Origin of the sequence: Mariniflexile litorale (assembly GCF_031128465.2) — a bacterium.
Classification (GTDB): Bacteria; Bacteroidota; Bacteroidia; order Flavobacteriales; family Flavobacteriaceae; genus Mariniflexile; species Mariniflexile litorale.
The window spans coordinates 1,121,758-1,138,220 of sequence record NZ_CP155618.1 but is presented as its reverse complement, the minus strand read 5'-3'; the positions used below and the strand labels follow the sequence as shown (position 1 = coordinate 1,138,220).

The following is a 16,463-nucleotide window of genomic DNA, read 5'->3' as shown; positions in this document are numbered from 1 at the left end:
CAATCTGTTTGTTTTTAGTTCTCAGTATGATAGATGATAACTAAATTATAAAATGGAAAAACTATCCATAGTAAAAATAGGAGGAAATATTATTGAAGACAATGCGTCTTTAAAGGCTTTTCTAAAACTATTTGCTAACTTAAAAGGGAAAAAAATTTTAGTACACGGTGGTGGAAAACGAGCTACACATGTGGCTGCTAAATTGGGCATTGAATCTAAAATGGTAAACGGCAGACGCATCACCGATGCGGAAACTTTAGAAGTAATCACCATGGTGTATGGTGGGTTGGTAAATAAAAATATTGTCGCACAGCTACAGTCATTACAAGTAGATGCTATTGGGTTAACGGGTGCCGATATAAATAGTATCGCTTCAGAAAAAAGACCCGTAAAAGAGGTTGATTTTGGTTTTGTGGGCGATGTTAAAAAAGTGGCTCACAAGTCTATTGATAAATTAATTCAAGCCGATTTTACACCTGTTTTTTGTGCCATTACCCACGATGGTAAAGGGCAGTTGTTAAACACGAACGCAGACACCATTACTTCGCAAGTAGCCGTTGGAATGAGTGAGCTTTACGAAACATCTATTTATTATTGTTTTGAATTGGATGGTGTTTTAAGAGACATCAAGGATAAAAAATCCGTGATAAAACACATCGATGTTACTTTATATAAAGAATTACTAGAACAAGGTATCATTGCTGATGGCATGCTTCCTAAGTTGGAAAACTGTTTTGATGCTTTAAATCAGGGTGTAAAAACCATAAATATGGGAAACACTTCGATGTTAACCCAAGAGAATGATAATTTTACAAGAATAACTTTATAATATGGCAATACAAGAATTAACAAGCGATGCGATTGCGCTATTAAAACAGTTAATAGAAACCGAGTCTTTTTCTTCTGAAGAAGATCAAACCGCATCTCATATTGAAGCTTGGTTTAAGCGCTATAACATAGATTATAAACGAACAAATAATAACGTATGGGCTGTAAATAAGTACTTCGATGCTAGCAAACCTAATATGTTACTTAATTCGCACCACGACACTGTAAAACCTAATACAGCCTACACAAAAGACCCATTTAAAGCTATTGTTGAAGATGGTAAATTGTACGGTCTTGGTAGTAATGATGCAGGTGGATGTTTGGTGTCTTTAATAGCAACCTTCACACATTATTACAATCATAAAGATTTAAAATATAATTTAGTTTTGGTTGCTTCCGCGGAAGAAGAAAGTAGCGGACCTAACGGTTTAAACAGCATGCTGAAAATTATTCCGAAAATTGATGTAGCAATAGTAGGCGAACCAACATTGATGAATTTGGCAGTTGCCGAAAAAGGTTTAGTAGTTTTTGATGCGAAAGTAAAAGGAACGGCGAGTCATGCAGCACATCCAAACAACGATAATCCAATTTATAAAACCATAGAAACACTGCAGTGGTTTAAAGATTTGACCTTTGAAAAAAGTTCGGAAGCCTTAGGTGATGTGAAATTAACAGTCACACAAATAAATGCTGGAAAACAACATAATGTGGTGCCTGCCGACGTAGAATTAGTCATAGATGTACGTGTAAACGATAAATATACCAATGCTGAAATTGCAGAGTTTTTACAAAAAAACGCACCATGTTCTAGCATTGTACCACGTAGTTTACATCTAAATTCTTCGTCTATTCCAGTAAATCATGATTTAATAAAAGCAGGAATAGCTATGGGAAGAACCACTTATGGATCACCAACATTATCCGATCAAGCATGGTTATCATGTAAATCATTAAAAATGGGTCCTGGCGATAGCACACGGTCGCATTCAGCAGATGAATTTATTTATTTACATGAAATTGAAGAAGGAATAAAAATATATGTTGAATTGTTGAATCGGGTAATTGTGTAATAAACACATCGAATAAACAATTCAACAGTTGAACAAATAAACATTACAAAATGAAACTCTGGGATAAAGGTATTTCAATAGATAAAAAAATAGAACAATTCACCGTTGGAAACGATCGAGAAATTGATATACATATAGCGAAATACGATGTAATAGCATCAAGAGCGCATGCTAAAATGCTACAAAAAGTGGGTATTTTAAATGCACATGAATTGGTGGAATTATTAGGCGGCTTAAAAATTTTAGAGGCTCAAATAGATAACGGTACTTTTGTTATAGACTCACAGTTTGAAGATGTGCACTCTAAAATTGAATTCGAATTGACTAAAACTTTAGGCGAAGTTGGTAAAAAAATCCATACGGCACGTTCAAGAAACGACCAAGTTTTAGTGGCTTTACAATTGTACTACAAAGAAAATTTAGGCACTGTAAAACAAAAAACGCAAACACTTTTCGAAACCCTTTTAGGTTTGGCAGATACTTATAAAGACAAAGTGCTTCCTGGGTATACGCATTTGCAAGTGGCTATGCCATCATCGTTCGGGTTGTGGTTTTCGGCGTATGCAGAAGTTTTAATAGATGATGTATATTTATTAGATGCCGCATTTAAAACAGTCGATCAAAATCCATTAGGTTCAGCTGCGGGTTATGGAAGTTCTTTTCCTATTGATAGAGAATTGACTACCAAAGAAATGAATTTTGCTACTTTAAAATACAATGTAGTTGCTGCTCAAATGAGTAGAGGAAAAAGCGAACGCACCATTGCAGCCAGTTTAGGTAGTTTATGTAACACGATGAGTCGTTTTGCGATGGATGTGTGCTTATATATGAGTCAGAATTTTGGTTTTATATCGTTTCCAGATGAATTAACAACGGGAAGTAGCATTATGCCACACAAAAAGAATCCAGATGTTTTTGAGTTGATTCGTGGTAAATGCAACAAAATACAAGCGCTTCAAACCGAAATGCTTTTAATAACCAATAATCTGCCAAGTGGTTATCATAGAGATTTTCAGTTGTTAAAAGAAAACATGATTGCTGCTTTTGAAGATGTGAAAGATATTTTAGATATTTTCAATTTTTCGATCAAACAAGTTATAGTGAAAGATGTTGACGTGCATAACGATTTGTACAAATACCTATTTACGGTTGATAACATTAATACGCTTGTGGTTGAAGGACAAAGTTTTAGAGAAGCATATCAAAAAATAGGAGGCGAAGTACAAAATGGTACGTATGTTCCAGATACTTCTAAAAAGCACTCGCATGTTGGTAGTATTCATAATTTGAGTCTAGATAAGATTCGAGATAAATTTCCAAAATAATTGATTTTCATTTCAATTAGAATTAACTTGTTCTCATAATTTCAAACCTATTTTAATTATGAGAACAGTTATACAAATAATCATTTTCACCTGTTTTAGTAATTGTCTGTTTTCTTATGGACAATCAAAAAATCTCCTGTGGTATAATGCCCCTGCGACTGCTTTTGAAGAGAGCTTAGTGTTAGGAAATGGAAAACTAGGTGCGTCTGTATTTGGAAGTGTACATTCTGATAAAATTTATTTGAATGATGCCACATTGTGGTCAGGAGAACCTGAAGACCCGAACATGCGTCCAGAATCTTATAAAAGCATTCCATTAGTAAGAGCAGCTCTTAAAGATCATAACTACAAACTTGCAGATTCTCTTAACAAATTAACACGAGGCGTTTTTTCTGAATCGTTTGCACCTTTAGGGACTCTTAAAATCAATTTTCAGAATCAAGGAGAAGTAAAAGAATATTATCGAGAACTAGATATAAGTAATGCTATTTCAAAAGTAAGCTACAAAGTTAACGAGACAACCTTTAAACGAGAATATTTTGTATCGAACCCAGACCAAGTAATGGTTATTCGACTTTCTAGTGATAAAAAGAAAACAATTAGTGGTACAGTAGAATTTGAAAGTTTATTGAAATATGATGTCACTAGCAAACTGAATACACTTGTTGTAAATGGCTATGCACCTTATCATGCAGAACCTAGTTACATGGGTGATATGCCAAATGCAGTATTATTTGATAAAAATAAGGGAACCAGATTTACTTCTTTAATTAAGGTAAATAATACCGATGGCACTGTAACTTACAAAAATGGAACGCTTGTAATGTCCGGTTGCACCGAAGTTGTTTTATTGATTTCTATTGATACAAGTTTTAATGGATTTGATAAAAACCCTGTAACAGAAGGGAAAGATAATCAATTTCTAGCTCAGAAAGTGTTAGATAAAGCTTCTGAAAAAAGGTTTGATGACTTAAAACAAAATCACATAAATGATTATCAATCTTTTTTTAATAGACTTAGTTTAGATTTAGGAGAAACCAAAGCACCCAATCTGCCCACTAATGGGCGATTGAAGCGTTATGCGGAAGGACATGAAGATAAGAATTTAGAAATTTTATATTTTCAATTTGGGCGGTATTTACTTATTTCAAGTTCAAGAACAGAAGGTGTGCCAGCTAATTTACAAGGTATTTGGAACCCATATTTACGACCACCATGGAGTAGTAATTATACCATGAATATAAATGTTGAAGAAAATTATTGGTTAGCAGAAATAGGAAACTTGTCTGAAATGCATTTACCTCTGCTTAGTTTTATTGAAGGACTTGCAGAAACAGGGAAGTTTACAGCTAAGAATTTTTATGGCATAGGAGGTTGGGCAGCACACCATAATTCGGATATCTGGGCAATGAGTAATCAGGTTAATGATTTTGGTAATAGTGATCCTAATACCGTTATTTGGAATATGGGTGGTGTTTGGCTATCAACACATTTATGGGAACATTACATCTTCTCAAAAGATAAAGAATTCCTTAAGAATAAAGCCTATCCTTTGATGAAAGGAGCTGTTCAATTTTGTTTGGAGTGGATGATTCAAGATGAAAAGGGAAACTGGATGACATCACCTGGCACGTCACCTGAGAATCTGTTTTTAACTCCAGAAGGATATAAAGGAGCCACATCATATGGTTGTACCTCAGATATAGCTTTAATAAGAGAATTGTTCGAGCAGTTTATAAAAACGTCTGAAGTTTTAAGTATTGATGATGATTTCACTGAAAGAGTCGTCCAAACCCATAAAAAGTTGCATCCATACCAAATTGGAAAAAAAGGAAATTTACAAGAATGGTATTATGATTGGGAGGATGCAGATCCGAAACATAGACACCAATCGCATCTTTTCGGGTTGTATCCTGGGCATCAAATTCACCCAAAAACAACCCCCGAATTAGCAAATGCTTCTAAAGAATCATTGGAAATTAAAGGAGATGAAACTACAGGTTGGTCTAAAGGTTGGCGAATAAATCTATGGGCTAGACTTTGGGATGGCAATAGAGCTTATAAAATGTATCGTGAATTATTGCGATATGTTGAGCCTAGCGGATTGAAAACAACTTTTCATGCTGGGGGAGGAACTTATCCGAATCTTTTAGATGCACACCCACCATTTCAAATTGATGGTAATTTTGGTGGTGCTTCAGCGGTTATTGAAATGATTATACAATCTACAGAAGACACTATTTATTTATTGCCTGCATTACCTAATGCATGGGAAACAGGATCTATAGATAGTGTTTGTGCACGAGGTGGTTTTGAGATTTCAATGGTGTGGAAAAATAAAAAAATACAAAGCACAAAAGTAACAGCAAAAGCTGATGGAAAAACAGTTTTAGTTTGTAATGGAGTGAAGAAAAATATAGAATTAAAACGAGATCAAAGTGTAGAAATAAATTGGAAATAGTTTGACAATTTATTCAATAATACATAAAAACAAACACAACAATGAATAATTTAGTTGAAGTAAAACAATCGCCATTACACGGAAAAGGTGTTTTTGCATCACGAAACATTACTAAAGGTGAATTATTAGCCAAATGTGACATGGCACTTATTCATGTAAATGAAAATTTGCCTGAAGTTTTAGCAACACTTCAATTTCCTTGGATAGAAGAATATGATGCTATTTGCATGAGTGATGTGGGGAGTTTTTTTAACCATAGCTCAGAACCAACAGCCCAAGTTGACGAGCGTGATTTTGTGAATCTCATTCAAACATTTGTAGCTAAAACAGATATTGTAAAGGGTACAGAAATTACTATTTATTATAACGATGCTTTTGAAGCTTTTGTTAGCAAATAATATTCTTCAAGACACCTCGCTTTAGTTATTGCTTGTTAGCTGCTTTTCAAAAAATAAATTACTTTTGGTCTTGCTTTCAAGGTGTCTTAACCTATTATAAATGTTAAACGGGTATGAAAATTAAAATCGATAAGTTTGTCTTGTCCATTATAGCGGTAATAGGTGTTGCGTATGTTTTTCCTGAATGGGGAACAGCACAGAGCCATGTTCCCATCGATACTATAAGTACGGTAGGGATTTCTTTAATTTTCTTTTTTTACGGTCTGAAGTTAAGTCCTGATAAATTAAAATCTGGCCTCAGGAATTGGAAGCTTCACCTGCTAGTACAGGCTTCAACGTTTATTATTTTCCCGCTTATTGTTTTAGCATTTTATCCATTGTTGCAAACACAGGAACAGGAAGTGATTTGGTTGGCTTTCTTTTTTCTTGCAACCTTGCCATCAACAGTATCCTCTTCTGTGGTTATGGTGTCTATAGGGAAAGGTAACGTGCCTGCAGCTATTTTTAATGCCAGTATTTCAGGTATTATTGGTATTGCGATTACCCCACTTTGGATGGGCTTGTTTATTGAAAGTTCTCAAACTAATTTCGACTTCACCGAAATTTACACAAAGCTTATAGTACAAATTATTTTGCCTGTTGTTATTGGTTTATTGTTGCAACGGTTTTTAAATGCATTTGCAAACAAGTACAGTAGTAAGCTTACTTTATTCGATAAGTCTGTTATTTTACTTATCATCTATAAAAGTTTTGCGCAATCATTTTATGAAAATATTTTTAGTGAGGTATCTGTCTTCGATTTGTTTTTCATGTTTGTTGCAGTATTGATTTTGTTTTTCTTAGCTTTTTTTATCACCAAGTTTATTGCTGAAAAATTGAGTTTTAACAAGGAAGACCAAATTACAGCCCAGTTTTGTGGTACTAAAAAATCGTTGGTACACGGCACCGTTTTTTCTAAGATTTTGTTTGGAAATACGGCGGCTATTGGGATTGTTTTATTACCCTTGATGTTATTTCACGCAACACAAATATTGATAATTAGTTTTATAGCGGCAAGACTCGCTAAGCGTTAATTAAAAAAGCGCATTGTAAACAATGCGCTTTTAAGGACTTTTCCAAAAATTTTAATTTTGGTGACTAACTCAAATAATCAAATGATTGTGGACTGCCCTAAATGTATGTTGGTAAAGTTTAAATTGGTTTCATCTGGATTGTTTATAAAATCTTCGATAAAATCGCCAACTTTTGTGGTGGTAATGTTGTCGTACTTCGTGTTTAAATCGGGTGTAGTAATATGTAGTTTTAACGATTTATCTACACCTTCTCTAATTAAAGCCGCTTCATCGTCTAATCCAAAATGGTCTAACAACATAGCTGCTGCCAAAATAGATGCTATAGGATTTGCAACTCCTTTATTAGCTGCTTTTGAGTACGCACCGTGAATAGGCTCGAACATAGCGTGTTTTTCACCTAAGGATGCGGAAGCTAATAATCCAATAGATCCTACAATAACACTGGCTTCTTCCGATAGGATATCTCCAAACATGTTTTCCGTTAAAATAACATCAAACTGTTTTGGGTTTAAAATAAGTTCCATGGCGGCATTATCGATGTACATGAAATTTAATTGTACATTTGGGTATTGTGGTGCCATTTCTTGTACCACTCTACGCCATAATCGAGAACTTTCTAAAGCATTGGCTTTGTCAACCAATGTTAATTTGCGTTTTCTGGATTGTGCTGCTTTAAAAGCTAAATGGGCAATACGCTCAATTTCGAAACGGGTATATTCGCAAATATCAGATGCGGTATTACCATCGTCACTTAATTTTTTTTCACCAAAATAAATACCACCAGTAAGTTCCCGGTAAATGAGAATGTTAGTGTTACTTATTTGTTTTTTCTTTAAAGACGATTTGTTTAGTAAATCTTCGTAAGCAATTACAGGTCTTATATTGGTATATAATCCTAAAGATTTTCGTAACCTTAAAAGTCCCTGTTCAGGTCTTATTTTAGCGTAAGGGTCTAAATCGAAAGCAGCATTTCCAATGGCACCAAATAATATAGCATCCGCTTTTTCACAAATGTCGATGGTTTCTTCAGGTAATGGATTGCCGGTTTTTTCAATAGCACTTGCGCCAACCAAAGCATGCTGAAATGTAAATACATGGTTAAACTCCATGGCAATAGCTTTCAAGACTTTTTCAGCTTGAGCTATAACTTCAGGACCAATACCATCGCCTGGTAAAACGGCTATATTTAATTTCATTATAGTGTTTTAAACTGAAATAATTTCTTTGTACAATCTGCTCTTTTCTACGATAGTATGGATATCATCATCATTAACCTCTTTCTTATTGTCAGCAAAATCTAAGAAATTTACATAGATTTCATCTAACTGAAGTTTTGTTAATTCGTACCCAATATTTTTTGCTCTATATGCTAATGCTGCGCGACCACTTCTAGCTGTTAATACAATAGCAGATTCGGTTACACCAACATCTTTAGGATCCATGATTTCGTAAGTTTCACGATTTTTAATCACCCCATCTTGGTGAATTCCAGAACTATGTGCAAAGGCATTTGCTCCTACAATAGCCTTATTTGGTTGCGTATAAATACCCATACTATCTGATACTAATTGGCTAAGACCGTAAAGCATTTCGGTTTTAATATTTGTATCTAAATTTAAATAAGGATGTTGTTTTAAAATCATCACAACTTCTTCTAAAGCTGTATTTCCCGCACGTTCACCAATACCATTAATAGTACATTCAATTTGGCGCGCACCATTAATAACAGCTTCTACAGAGTTTGCGGTTGCTAATCCTAAATCATTATGGCAATGGCATGATAAAATAGCTTTTTCAATACCTTTTACATTTTCTTTTAGATATTTAATTTTAGCACCATATTCACTTGGCAAACAGTAACCTGTAGTGTCGGGAATGTTTAAAACGGTAGCACCTGCTTTTATAGCAGTTTCGCAAACACGCGCTAAATATTCATTATCTGTTCTTCCTGCATCTTCGGCATAAAATTCTACATCTTCTACAAAAGATTTTGCGTACCTTACGGCTTTAAAAGCACGTTCAAGAATATCCTCTCGAGTAGAGTTGAATTTAAATTTTATATGAGAATCAGAAGTTCCAATTCCTGTGTGAATTCGAGGCGTTTTAGCATATTTTAAAGCTTCAGCAGCCACTTTTATATCGTTTTCAACAGAGCGGGTTAAACCACAAACTGTTGCATTCTTAACAATTTTAGAAATGGCTTCAACCGATTTAAAATCGCCAGGACTTGATACAGGGAAACCCGCTTCAATAATATCGACACCTAATAAATCGAGCTGTTCAGCAATGATTAATTTTTGTTCGGTATTTAATTTGCAGCCTGGGACTTGCTCGCCATCGCGAAGCGTTGTGTCAAAAATTTGGACGTTAGTATTAGACATTTAATAAAATAAATTTTCTTATTGTATTACGAATGTATATTTTGGTTTCATTAAATGATAACTCAACTCACTTTTTTTACGATGTTTAACCTGATTATAACTTAATTAAATATCTGAAAATCAATTATATAACAAGGTTTTTATAACTATGACAAAAGAGCAAAAAGATAATTTGTTTGTATTAGTAAAGTCACTTTCTAAGTCCGAAAAGCGACAATTTAAACTTTATGTAGGACGTTTGGGGGTCAATGAAGATTCAAAATTTTTGACACTTTTTAATATTTTAGAAAAACTTTCGGTTTATGATGAAGCGGCGATTCTTAAAAAAGGTATTGTAAAAAAAGAGCAGTTATCTAATTTAAAAGCGCATCTATATAAACAGATTTTAATTAGTTTACGACTAAACCCATCACATCAAAATATAAGAATTCAAATTCGGGAACAATTAGATTTTGCTACCATTTTATATCATAAAGGCTTGTATAAGCAGAGTTTAAAAATTTTAGATAAAGCAAAAAACTTAGCCATTGCAAACGAAGAAAAAAACGTGGCGTATGAAATTGTCGAACTAGAAAAAGTTATTGAATCTCAATATATAACACGTAGTTTAAGTAATAGAGCCGATGAGTTATCTATACAAGCAAAAGAACTTAGTCAACAAAATGTATTAGCAAGTAAACTATCTAATTTATCACTTCAATTGTACGGTTTGTTTTTAAAAACGGGTTACGTAAAAAATGATAAAGAGAGTAAGCGTGTTATTAAATATTTTAATGCTAGACTTCCAAAGTACGATATCAATACTTTAGGATTTCGTGAAAAACTTTGGCTTTACAAAGCTTATTTGTGGTACAGTTTTTTAACGGTTGATTTTTTATCCTGCTATAAATATGCCACAAAATGGGTAGAACTTTTTTATGAGAATAAGGATCAAATTATATTAAATCCTGTCTTTTTTTTAAGAGGAAATCATTATTTACTTGAAGCTTTATTTTATTTAAGACATTACGAAAAATTTAAAGAGTCGTTAATACGATTGGAAACAATAACTAAAGAGAAATGGTTTCCTTTTGATGATAATATTGATGGTTTAACGTTTCTATATATTTATAATAACAAATTCAATTTGCATTTTACTGAAGGTAGCTTTAAGGAAGGCTTACCTTTAGTTGATGAAGTTTTAGCTCGATTAAAAAATTATAATGATCGCATAGACGAACATCACGTTATGGTGTTTTATTACAAAATAGCCAGTATGTATTTTGGTGCTGGAGAAAATAAAAAATGCATTCAGTATTTAGAAAAAATAATAAGCAACAAAACACTCCAAATGCGAGAAGATTTATTGTGTTTTGCAAGAATATTGAATTTGGTGGCACATTACGAGGCGGGAATGGACTATAATTTAGATGTGTTAATTCGGGGTACGTATAAGTTTTTAATTAAAATGGAAGACCTGTACGATGTACAAAAAGAATTTATCAAATTTTTAAGAGGTTTGGGTGATATTTATCCAAATGAAGTTAGAAATGAGTTTATTAAACTTCATAAAAAACTTAAGGAATTTGAACACGATCCTTACCAAAGTCGTGCTTTTTTGTATTTGGATATTATATCGTGGCTAGAATCTAAAATTCAAAACAGACCCATAGCATTAGTTATTCAAAATAAGTTTTATGACATGCGTTTTAATAAGTAAATTGTAAGTAGTTAAGATTGAATGTGAGATGTTTTCTAAAATTTATTTAAAAAAATTAGGTTTTTAACTTTTTCTAACTGAATATTTGCATTCACAAAGTTCAAAAACTTATTGAAATGTTATCAAGAAAGGCGGAGGGATAGACCCATTGAAGCCTTAGCAACCCTTTACCTGTAAAGAAGGTGCTAAATTCTACTTAAATAGCTAGTTAAATTTAGCGTTTTAGATAGATAACCAAGCAGAATTACTTGAGGGTAATTTTATTTTCTTTTTAACATTTTTCTATTAAGTACATCAATTTTTGATGCATTTGGCTTTTGTTTTAATTATTTATTAACTCAAAAAAACTAGAAAAATGAGTACATTAAAATTAGCAACTAACGCATTACATGCAGGGCATGACACAACAGCAACAGGAGGAACTCGAGCAGTGCCTATTTATCAAACGTCGTCTTATGTGTTTAACAATTCAGATCATGCAGCAAATCTTTTTTCATTAAAGGAATTAGGATTTATATATACCAGACTTAATAATCCAACCAATCAAATATTACAAGATCGGTTGGCTGCTGTTGATGGTGGTGTAGGTGCAGTCGTTTTTGCTTCAGGGACTGCCGCTATTTCAACAGGTTTATTAACCTTATTAAAAGCGGGCGACCATATTGTAGCATCTAGCAGTTTATATGGTGGAACTTATAATTTATTAAAAGTAACATTGCCTCGTTTAGGTATTACTACAACGTTTGTAGATGGTGATAATCCTGATAATTTCGCTGCGGCAGTAAAAGATAATACACGTGCTTTTTTTGTGGAATCTTTAGGGAACCCAAAATTAGATGTATTGGATTTAAAAGCAATTTCGGTTCATGCTAAAGCGGCAGGTGTACCTTTTATTGTAGATAATACGGTAGCTACATCGGTATTATTAAACCCTATAGAACATGGGGCGAATATCGTCATTCATTCGTTAACTAAATATATTGGTGGGCAAGGAACTTCTTTAGGTGGTGCTATTGTAGATGCAGGAACGTTTAATTGGGCTAATGGGAAATTCCCTGAGTTTACAGAACCTTCTGCAGGATATCATGGGTTGGTATATCATGAAGCTTTAGGAGCTGCCGCCTATACCTTTAAGTTAATATTAGAGGGTTTAAGAGATTTTGGTGGGGCATTAAGTCCGTTTAACGCATTCCAAATCATTCAAGGTTTAGAAACGTTGCCAGTAAGAATAAAACAGCATAGCCAAAATGCATTAGAACTTGCAAAATGGTTAGAGCAACAAGAGGAAGTTGCTTGGGTAAATTATCCAGGTTTAGAATCGAGTAAATATAAAACCTTGGCAGATAAATATTTACCAAAAGGTCAAAGTGGTCTTATTACGTTTGGAGCCAAAGGTGGTTTTGATGCAGCAAAAGCAATTGCAGATAATTCAAAACTCTTTTCATTGTTGGCAAATATTGGTGATACCAAATCGCTTATCATTCACCCAGCAAGTACCACGCATCAACAATTGACAGATACAGAACAAGAAGCAGCAGGAGTTCCAAAGGACTTGATTCGCTTATCTGTTGGATTGGAAGATATTGATGATTTAAAAGCTGATTTAAAAGAAGCATTTAGCAAAATTTAATAATACATTTTAGACCTCACACACCCGAATCTTCGGACTGTGAGGTTTTGAAAAACAATAGTAACATTTGGAATCGAATTTACAACATATCATTATTCAAAACTTTATTACAGAAAGTAAAGTACTTAACCCTGAAATAAAGTTAAGTTACCAAGTATTTGGCAAGCCTTTAGGTACGGCGCCTATAGTTTTGGTAAATCATGCGTTAACAGGAAATAGTCATGTAGCAGGTAAAGATGGATGGTGGCAAGATTTAGTGGGTGCGGATAAGGTTATAGATACCGCTATTTATTCTGTCTTGGCTTTTAATATCCCTGGGAACGGTTTCGATGGTTTTGTAATTGATAACTATAAAGATTTTGTTGCACGCGATATTGCAAATATTTTTTTAATTGGTTTAAAAGAACTAAAAATTGATAAGTTATTTGCGCTTATTGGAGGTTCGTTAGGGGGTGGTATTGCTTGGGAAATGGCTGTATTAAGTCCTGATATTACCGAAAATTTAATTCCAGTGGCAACCGATTGGAAATCAACCGATTGGTTAATAGCCAATTGCCAAATACAAGAACAGTTTCTGTTGAATTCTAGAAATCCTGTGCACGATGCTAGAATGCACGCTATGTTATGTTACCGCACTCCAGAATCTTTCAACGAGCGTTTTCAGCGGTCCAAAAATGAAGAATTAGAAATTTTTAATGTAGAAAGCTGGTTGTTGCATCATGGTAATAAATTGCAAGAACGTTTCCAACTGTCTGCTTACAAATTAATGAATCAGCTATTAAAATCCATTGATGTTACTAAAAACAGACCAACCGATTTTAATGTGTTGGAAAACATACATGGCAATATTCATATTGTAGGCGTTGATTCCGATTTGTTTTTCACCGCTGAAGAAAACAGGCAAACTCATAAGCAATTAGCAGTATCGAACCCCAATGTCACTTATAACGAAATACATTCTGTTCATGGGCACGATGCTTTTTTAATGGAATATGAGCAATTAGAAAAAATAGTAGAAGGCATTTTTATGCCAAATTCGAAAAAAAGACGCATGAAAGTATTAAAGTTTGGAGGCAGATCATTAGCAAATGGCGATGGATTGAATACCGTTATTTCTATTATTGAAAATAAGGTAAAGGAAGGAGAGAAAATGACAGTGGTAGTTTCGGCAAGAAGTTCGGCGACGGATGATTTGGAAGATATTCTAAATAAAGCCGTAAAGGGACATCCTTATAAAGAAGTGTTGCAAGTATTTAAAAACTATCAAACTGAGCCATTAAAAGAGGTTGATTTTTCAGTAGAATTTTCAGTTTTAGATAAATTGTTTGAAGGTGTTAGTTTATTAGGTGATTACAGTAAAAAAACGAAGGATGAGATTTTAGCACAAGGCGAATTGCTTTCGGTAAAATTAATCGCAAGTTTATTAAATAAGAAAAACATAAAAGCATCGGCAGTTGATGCTAGAACCTTAATAAAAACCAATGATACCTTCGGAAATGCACAGCCTATTCTGCAACTTTCAAAAGATAACGTAAAAAAATATTACAAAGAAGTAGGTAATGATGTTGTAAATATTGTAACTGGTTTTATTGGATCTAACGCGAAAAACGAAACCACTACCTTAGGTCGAAATGGTAGTAATTATACCGCGGCACTTTTGGCAAATTATTTAGATGCCGAAGAATTACAAAATTACACACACGTAAACGGTATTTATACGGCAAATCCCGATATGGTTGAAGATGCTAAAAAAATACGTGAATTATCGTTTAGTGAAGCGAATGAGTTAGCTAATTTTGGAACCACTGTTCTGCATGCAAAAACCATCATTCCGTTGGTAGAGAAAAATATCAACCTGCGTATTTTAAATACGTTCAATCCAGAAGATGAAGGGACTTTAATTACCGCAAAGCCAAATTCTAAAGAAGTAACCTCTTTATCAGTTTTAGATAATGTGGCTTTATTAAATTTAGAAGGCCGAGGTTTGTTAGGAAAAAGTGGTGTAGACGCTCGAATTTTTGGAGCTTTAGCAACTCAAAACATCAGTGTTAGCATCATTTCTCAAGGTTCTTCGGAACGAGGTATTGGGTTAATAATTAATGCCGACCAAGCAACACAAGCCGTTATTGCTTTAGAACGTGAGTTTGAAAGCGATTTCTATTCGCAAGATGTTAATAAAATTGCGGTGGTTGATGATGTCTCAGTTATCTCGATTATTGGTATAGAATTAAGTTCGTTCCATAAACCATTCAACGCCCTTATAAAAAACCAGATTACACCATTATTATTTAACAATACGGTTACTGGTAAAAATGTGAGTTTGGTTGTTAAAAAGAACCAACTTCATAAAGCTATGAATGTGATTCATGGTGAAATTTTTGGAATTTCAAAGAAAATAAACATTGCCATTTTTGGTCACGGTGGTGTTGGAGGTGCCTTAATTAATCAAATATTGAAATCGAAAGGCGATATTGAAAAACGAAAAGGTATCAATTTAAATGTGTTTGCTATTGGCAATTCTAAAAAACTCCTTTTAAACAAAAAAGGTGTTGATGCTAATTGGAAAGAGGCTATTAAAACATCTAACTTAGAAAGTTCTATGGAAGATGTGATTGCTTTTGCAAAAACACATCATTTAGAAAATTTAATTGCAGTAGATAATACGGCAAGTCCTAAATTTCACGACAACTATATGCCTTTAGTTGAAGCTGGTTTTGATTTAGTGTCATCAAACAAAATTGCAAATACCATTTCGCATCAATTTTACACCGATTTACGAACACAATTAAAAGAACATAATAAACAATATTTATACGAAACTACGGTTGGCGCAGGTTTACCCTTAATTGATACTATTAAATTGTTACACGAATCTGGTGAAAATATTACCAGAATTCGTGGTGTGTTTTCAGGAACGTTGAGTTATTTATTCAATAATTTCTCAGTTCAAAATAAACCGTTTAGCACCATTGTTCAAGAAACTATTGACAAAGGTTTTACCGAACCCGACCCGCGAGAAGATTTTTCAGGAAATGATGTGGCTAGAAAATTATTAATTTTAGCAAGAGAGTTAGATTTACACAATGAATTTGATGATGTTTCCGTTCAAAACTTAATTCCTGAAGCCTACAGAAATATTTCTGTACCTGAGTTTTTAAGTCAGTTGAATGTTTTAGATGATGAATTTCAGAAAATAAAAGAAGCTCAAAAATCTGGGCACGTATTAAGATATATTGGCGATTTATCGGGTGATTTATCAAAAGACAAAGGCGTTTTAGAAGTGAAATTAGTATCCATTCCAGGTGATAGTACATTAGGGCAAATAAAAGGAAGTGATGCTATTTTTGAAATATTCACTGAAAGTTATGGCGAGCAACCCATCGTGATTCAAGGTGCAGGAGCAGGATCGGAAGTGACTGCAAGAGGCGTTTTTGGAGATATTTTAAGGTTGTCTAAACATATAAATTAAGTTATAAGTCGCAAAGTTTCAAAGTCGTTAAGAGATAAAGCTTTGTGACTTTGAAACTTAGAAGCTTTTAAAGCTTTAAAATAGAATTGGAGGAAATACCTATGCAGGGTCTAGGCAAAATATAAAAAT

Annotated in this window: 11 protein-coding genes and 1 riboswitch; of the genes, 9 read left to right on the top strand and 2 right to left on the bottom strand. The window is 33.7% G+C overall.

What is annotated here, in order from left to right; translation table 11 throughout:
• Positions 1-52: 52 nt before the first annotated feature.
• The 6 genes from argB (at position 53) to QLS71_RS04600 (ending at position 7,155) form a co-directional block, all read left to right on the top strand.
• Positions 53-829 carry an acetylglutamate kinase gene (gene argB, locus QLS71_RS04625; RefSeq protein ID WP_308990747.1) on the top strand — a complete coding sequence of 259 codons (777 nt, stop codon included), beginning with the start codon at positions 53-55 and terminating at the stop codon, positions 827-829.
• A 1-nt stretch (position 830) separates the two neighbouring features.
• Positions 831-1,898, top strand: coding sequence for a M20 family metallo-hydrolase (locus QLS71_RS04620; protein ID WP_308990746.1), 1,068 nt, complete (start codon positions 831-833; stop codon positions 1,896-1,898).
• A gap of 50 nt (positions 1,899-1,948) precedes the next feature.
• Positions 1,949-3,223, top strand: a complete 1,275-nt coding sequence (gene argH / locus QLS71_RS04615) for an argininosuccinate lyase (protein ID WP_308990745.1) — start codon at positions 1,949-1,951, stop codon at positions 3,221-3,223.
• Between the two features lie 58 nt (positions 3,224-3,281).
• The gene (locus tag QLS71_RS04610) at positions 3,282-5,684 is read left to right on the top strand and encodes a glycoside hydrolase family 95 protein (protein WP_308990744.1); all 2,403 of its coding nucleotides are present in this window, start codon (positions 3,282-3,284) and stop codon (positions 5,682-5,684) included.
• Between the two features lie 41 nt (positions 5,685-5,725).
• Entirely contained in the window at positions 5,726-6,082 is a 357-nt protein-coding gene (locus tag QLS71_RS04605) for an SET domain-containing protein-lysine N-methyltransferase (protein ID WP_308990743.1), read from the top strand.
• A 113-nt stretch (positions 6,083-6,195) separates the two neighbouring features.
• A complete protein-coding gene (locus QLS71_RS04600; RefSeq protein ID WP_308990742.1) occupies positions 6,196-7,155 on the top strand; it encodes a bile acid:sodium symporter family protein in 960 nt (319 codons plus the stop codon).
• 77 nt (positions 7,156-7,232) lie between these two features.
• On the opposite strand, the gene leuB is transcribed toward QLS71_RS04600, so the two are convergent.
• The gene (gene leuB, locus QLS71_RS04595; RefSeq protein WP_308990741.1) at positions 7,233-8,351 is read right to left on the bottom strand and encodes a 3-isopropylmalate dehydrogenase; all 1,119 of its coding nucleotides are present in this window, start codon (positions 8,349-8,351) and stop codon (positions 7,233-7,235) included.
• A 9-nt stretch (positions 8,352-8,360) separates the two neighbouring features.
• A complete protein-coding gene (locus QLS71_RS04590) occupies positions 8,361-9,536 on the bottom strand; it encodes a 2-isopropylmalate synthase (protein ID WP_308990740.1) in 1,176 nt (391 codons plus the stop codon).
• 148 nt (positions 9,537-9,684) lie between these two features.
• Here QLS71_RS04590 and QLS71_RS04585 point away from each other — a divergent pair, with 148 nt between their 5' ends.
• The 3 genes from QLS71_RS04585 (at position 9,685) to thrA (ending at position 16,334) form a co-directional block, all read left to right on the top strand.
• Positions 9,685-11,235 (top strand): hypothetical protein, encoded by a 1,551-nt coding sequence (locus QLS71_RS04585; RefSeq protein ID WP_308990739.1) that lies wholly within the window; start codon positions 9,685-9,687, stop codon positions 11,233-11,235.
• A 116-nt stretch (positions 11,236-11,351) separates the two neighbouring features.
• A riboswitch (SAM riboswitch) is annotated at positions 11,352-11,472 on the top strand.
• Between the two features lie 118 nt (positions 11,473-11,590).
• On the top strand, positions 11,591-12,865 hold the full coding sequence (locus QLS71_RS04580; protein ID WP_308990738.1) for an O-acetylhomoserine aminocarboxypropyltransferase/cysteine synthase: 1,275 nt from the start codon (positions 11,591-11,593) through the stop codon (positions 12,863-12,865).
• 67 nt (positions 12,866-12,932) lie between these two features.
• Positions 12,933-16,334, top strand: coding sequence for a bifunctional aspartate kinase/homoserine dehydrogenase I (gene thrA / locus QLS71_RS04575; RefSeq protein WP_308990737.1), 3,402 nt, complete (start codon positions 12,933-12,935; stop codon positions 16,332-16,334).
• Positions 16,335-16,463 lie beyond the last annotated feature (129 nt).

Coding starts and splice junctions, on each gene's coding strand:
- argB (WP_308990747.1), top strand. CDS start 53: ATGGAAAAACTATCCATAGTAAAAATAGGAGGAAATATTATTGAAGAC.
- QLS71_RS04620 (WP_308990746.1), top strand. CDS start 831: ATGGCAATACAAGAATTAACAAGCGATGCGATTGCGCTATTAAAACAG.
- argH (WP_308990745.1), top strand. CDS start 1,949: ATGAAACTCTGGGATAAAGGTATTTCAATAGATAAAAAAATAGAACAA.
- QLS71_RS04610 (WP_308990744.1), top strand. CDS start 3,282: ATGAGAACAGTTATACAAATAATCATTTTCACCTGTTTTAGTAATTGT.
- QLS71_RS04605 (WP_308990743.1), top strand. CDS start 5,726: ATGAATAATTTAGTTGAAGTAAAACAATCGCCATTACACGGAAAAGGT.
- QLS71_RS04600 (WP_308990742.1), top strand. CDS start 6,196: ATGAAAATTAAAATCGATAAGTTTGTCTTGTCCATTATAGCGGTAATA.
- leuB (WP_308990741.1), bottom strand. CDS start 8,351: ATGAAATTAAATATAGCCGTTTTACCAGGCGATGGTATTGGTCCTGAA.
- QLS71_RS04590 (WP_308990740.1), bottom strand. CDS start 9,536: ATGTCTAATACTAACGTCCAAATTTTTGACACAACGCTTCGCGATGGC.
- QLS71_RS04585 (WP_308990739.1), top strand. CDS start 9,685: ATGACAAAAGAGCAAAAAGATAATTTGTTTGTATTAGTAAAGTCACTT.
- QLS71_RS04580 (WP_308990738.1), top strand. CDS start 11,591: ATGAGTACATTAAAATTAGCAACTAACGCATTACATGCAGGGCATGAC.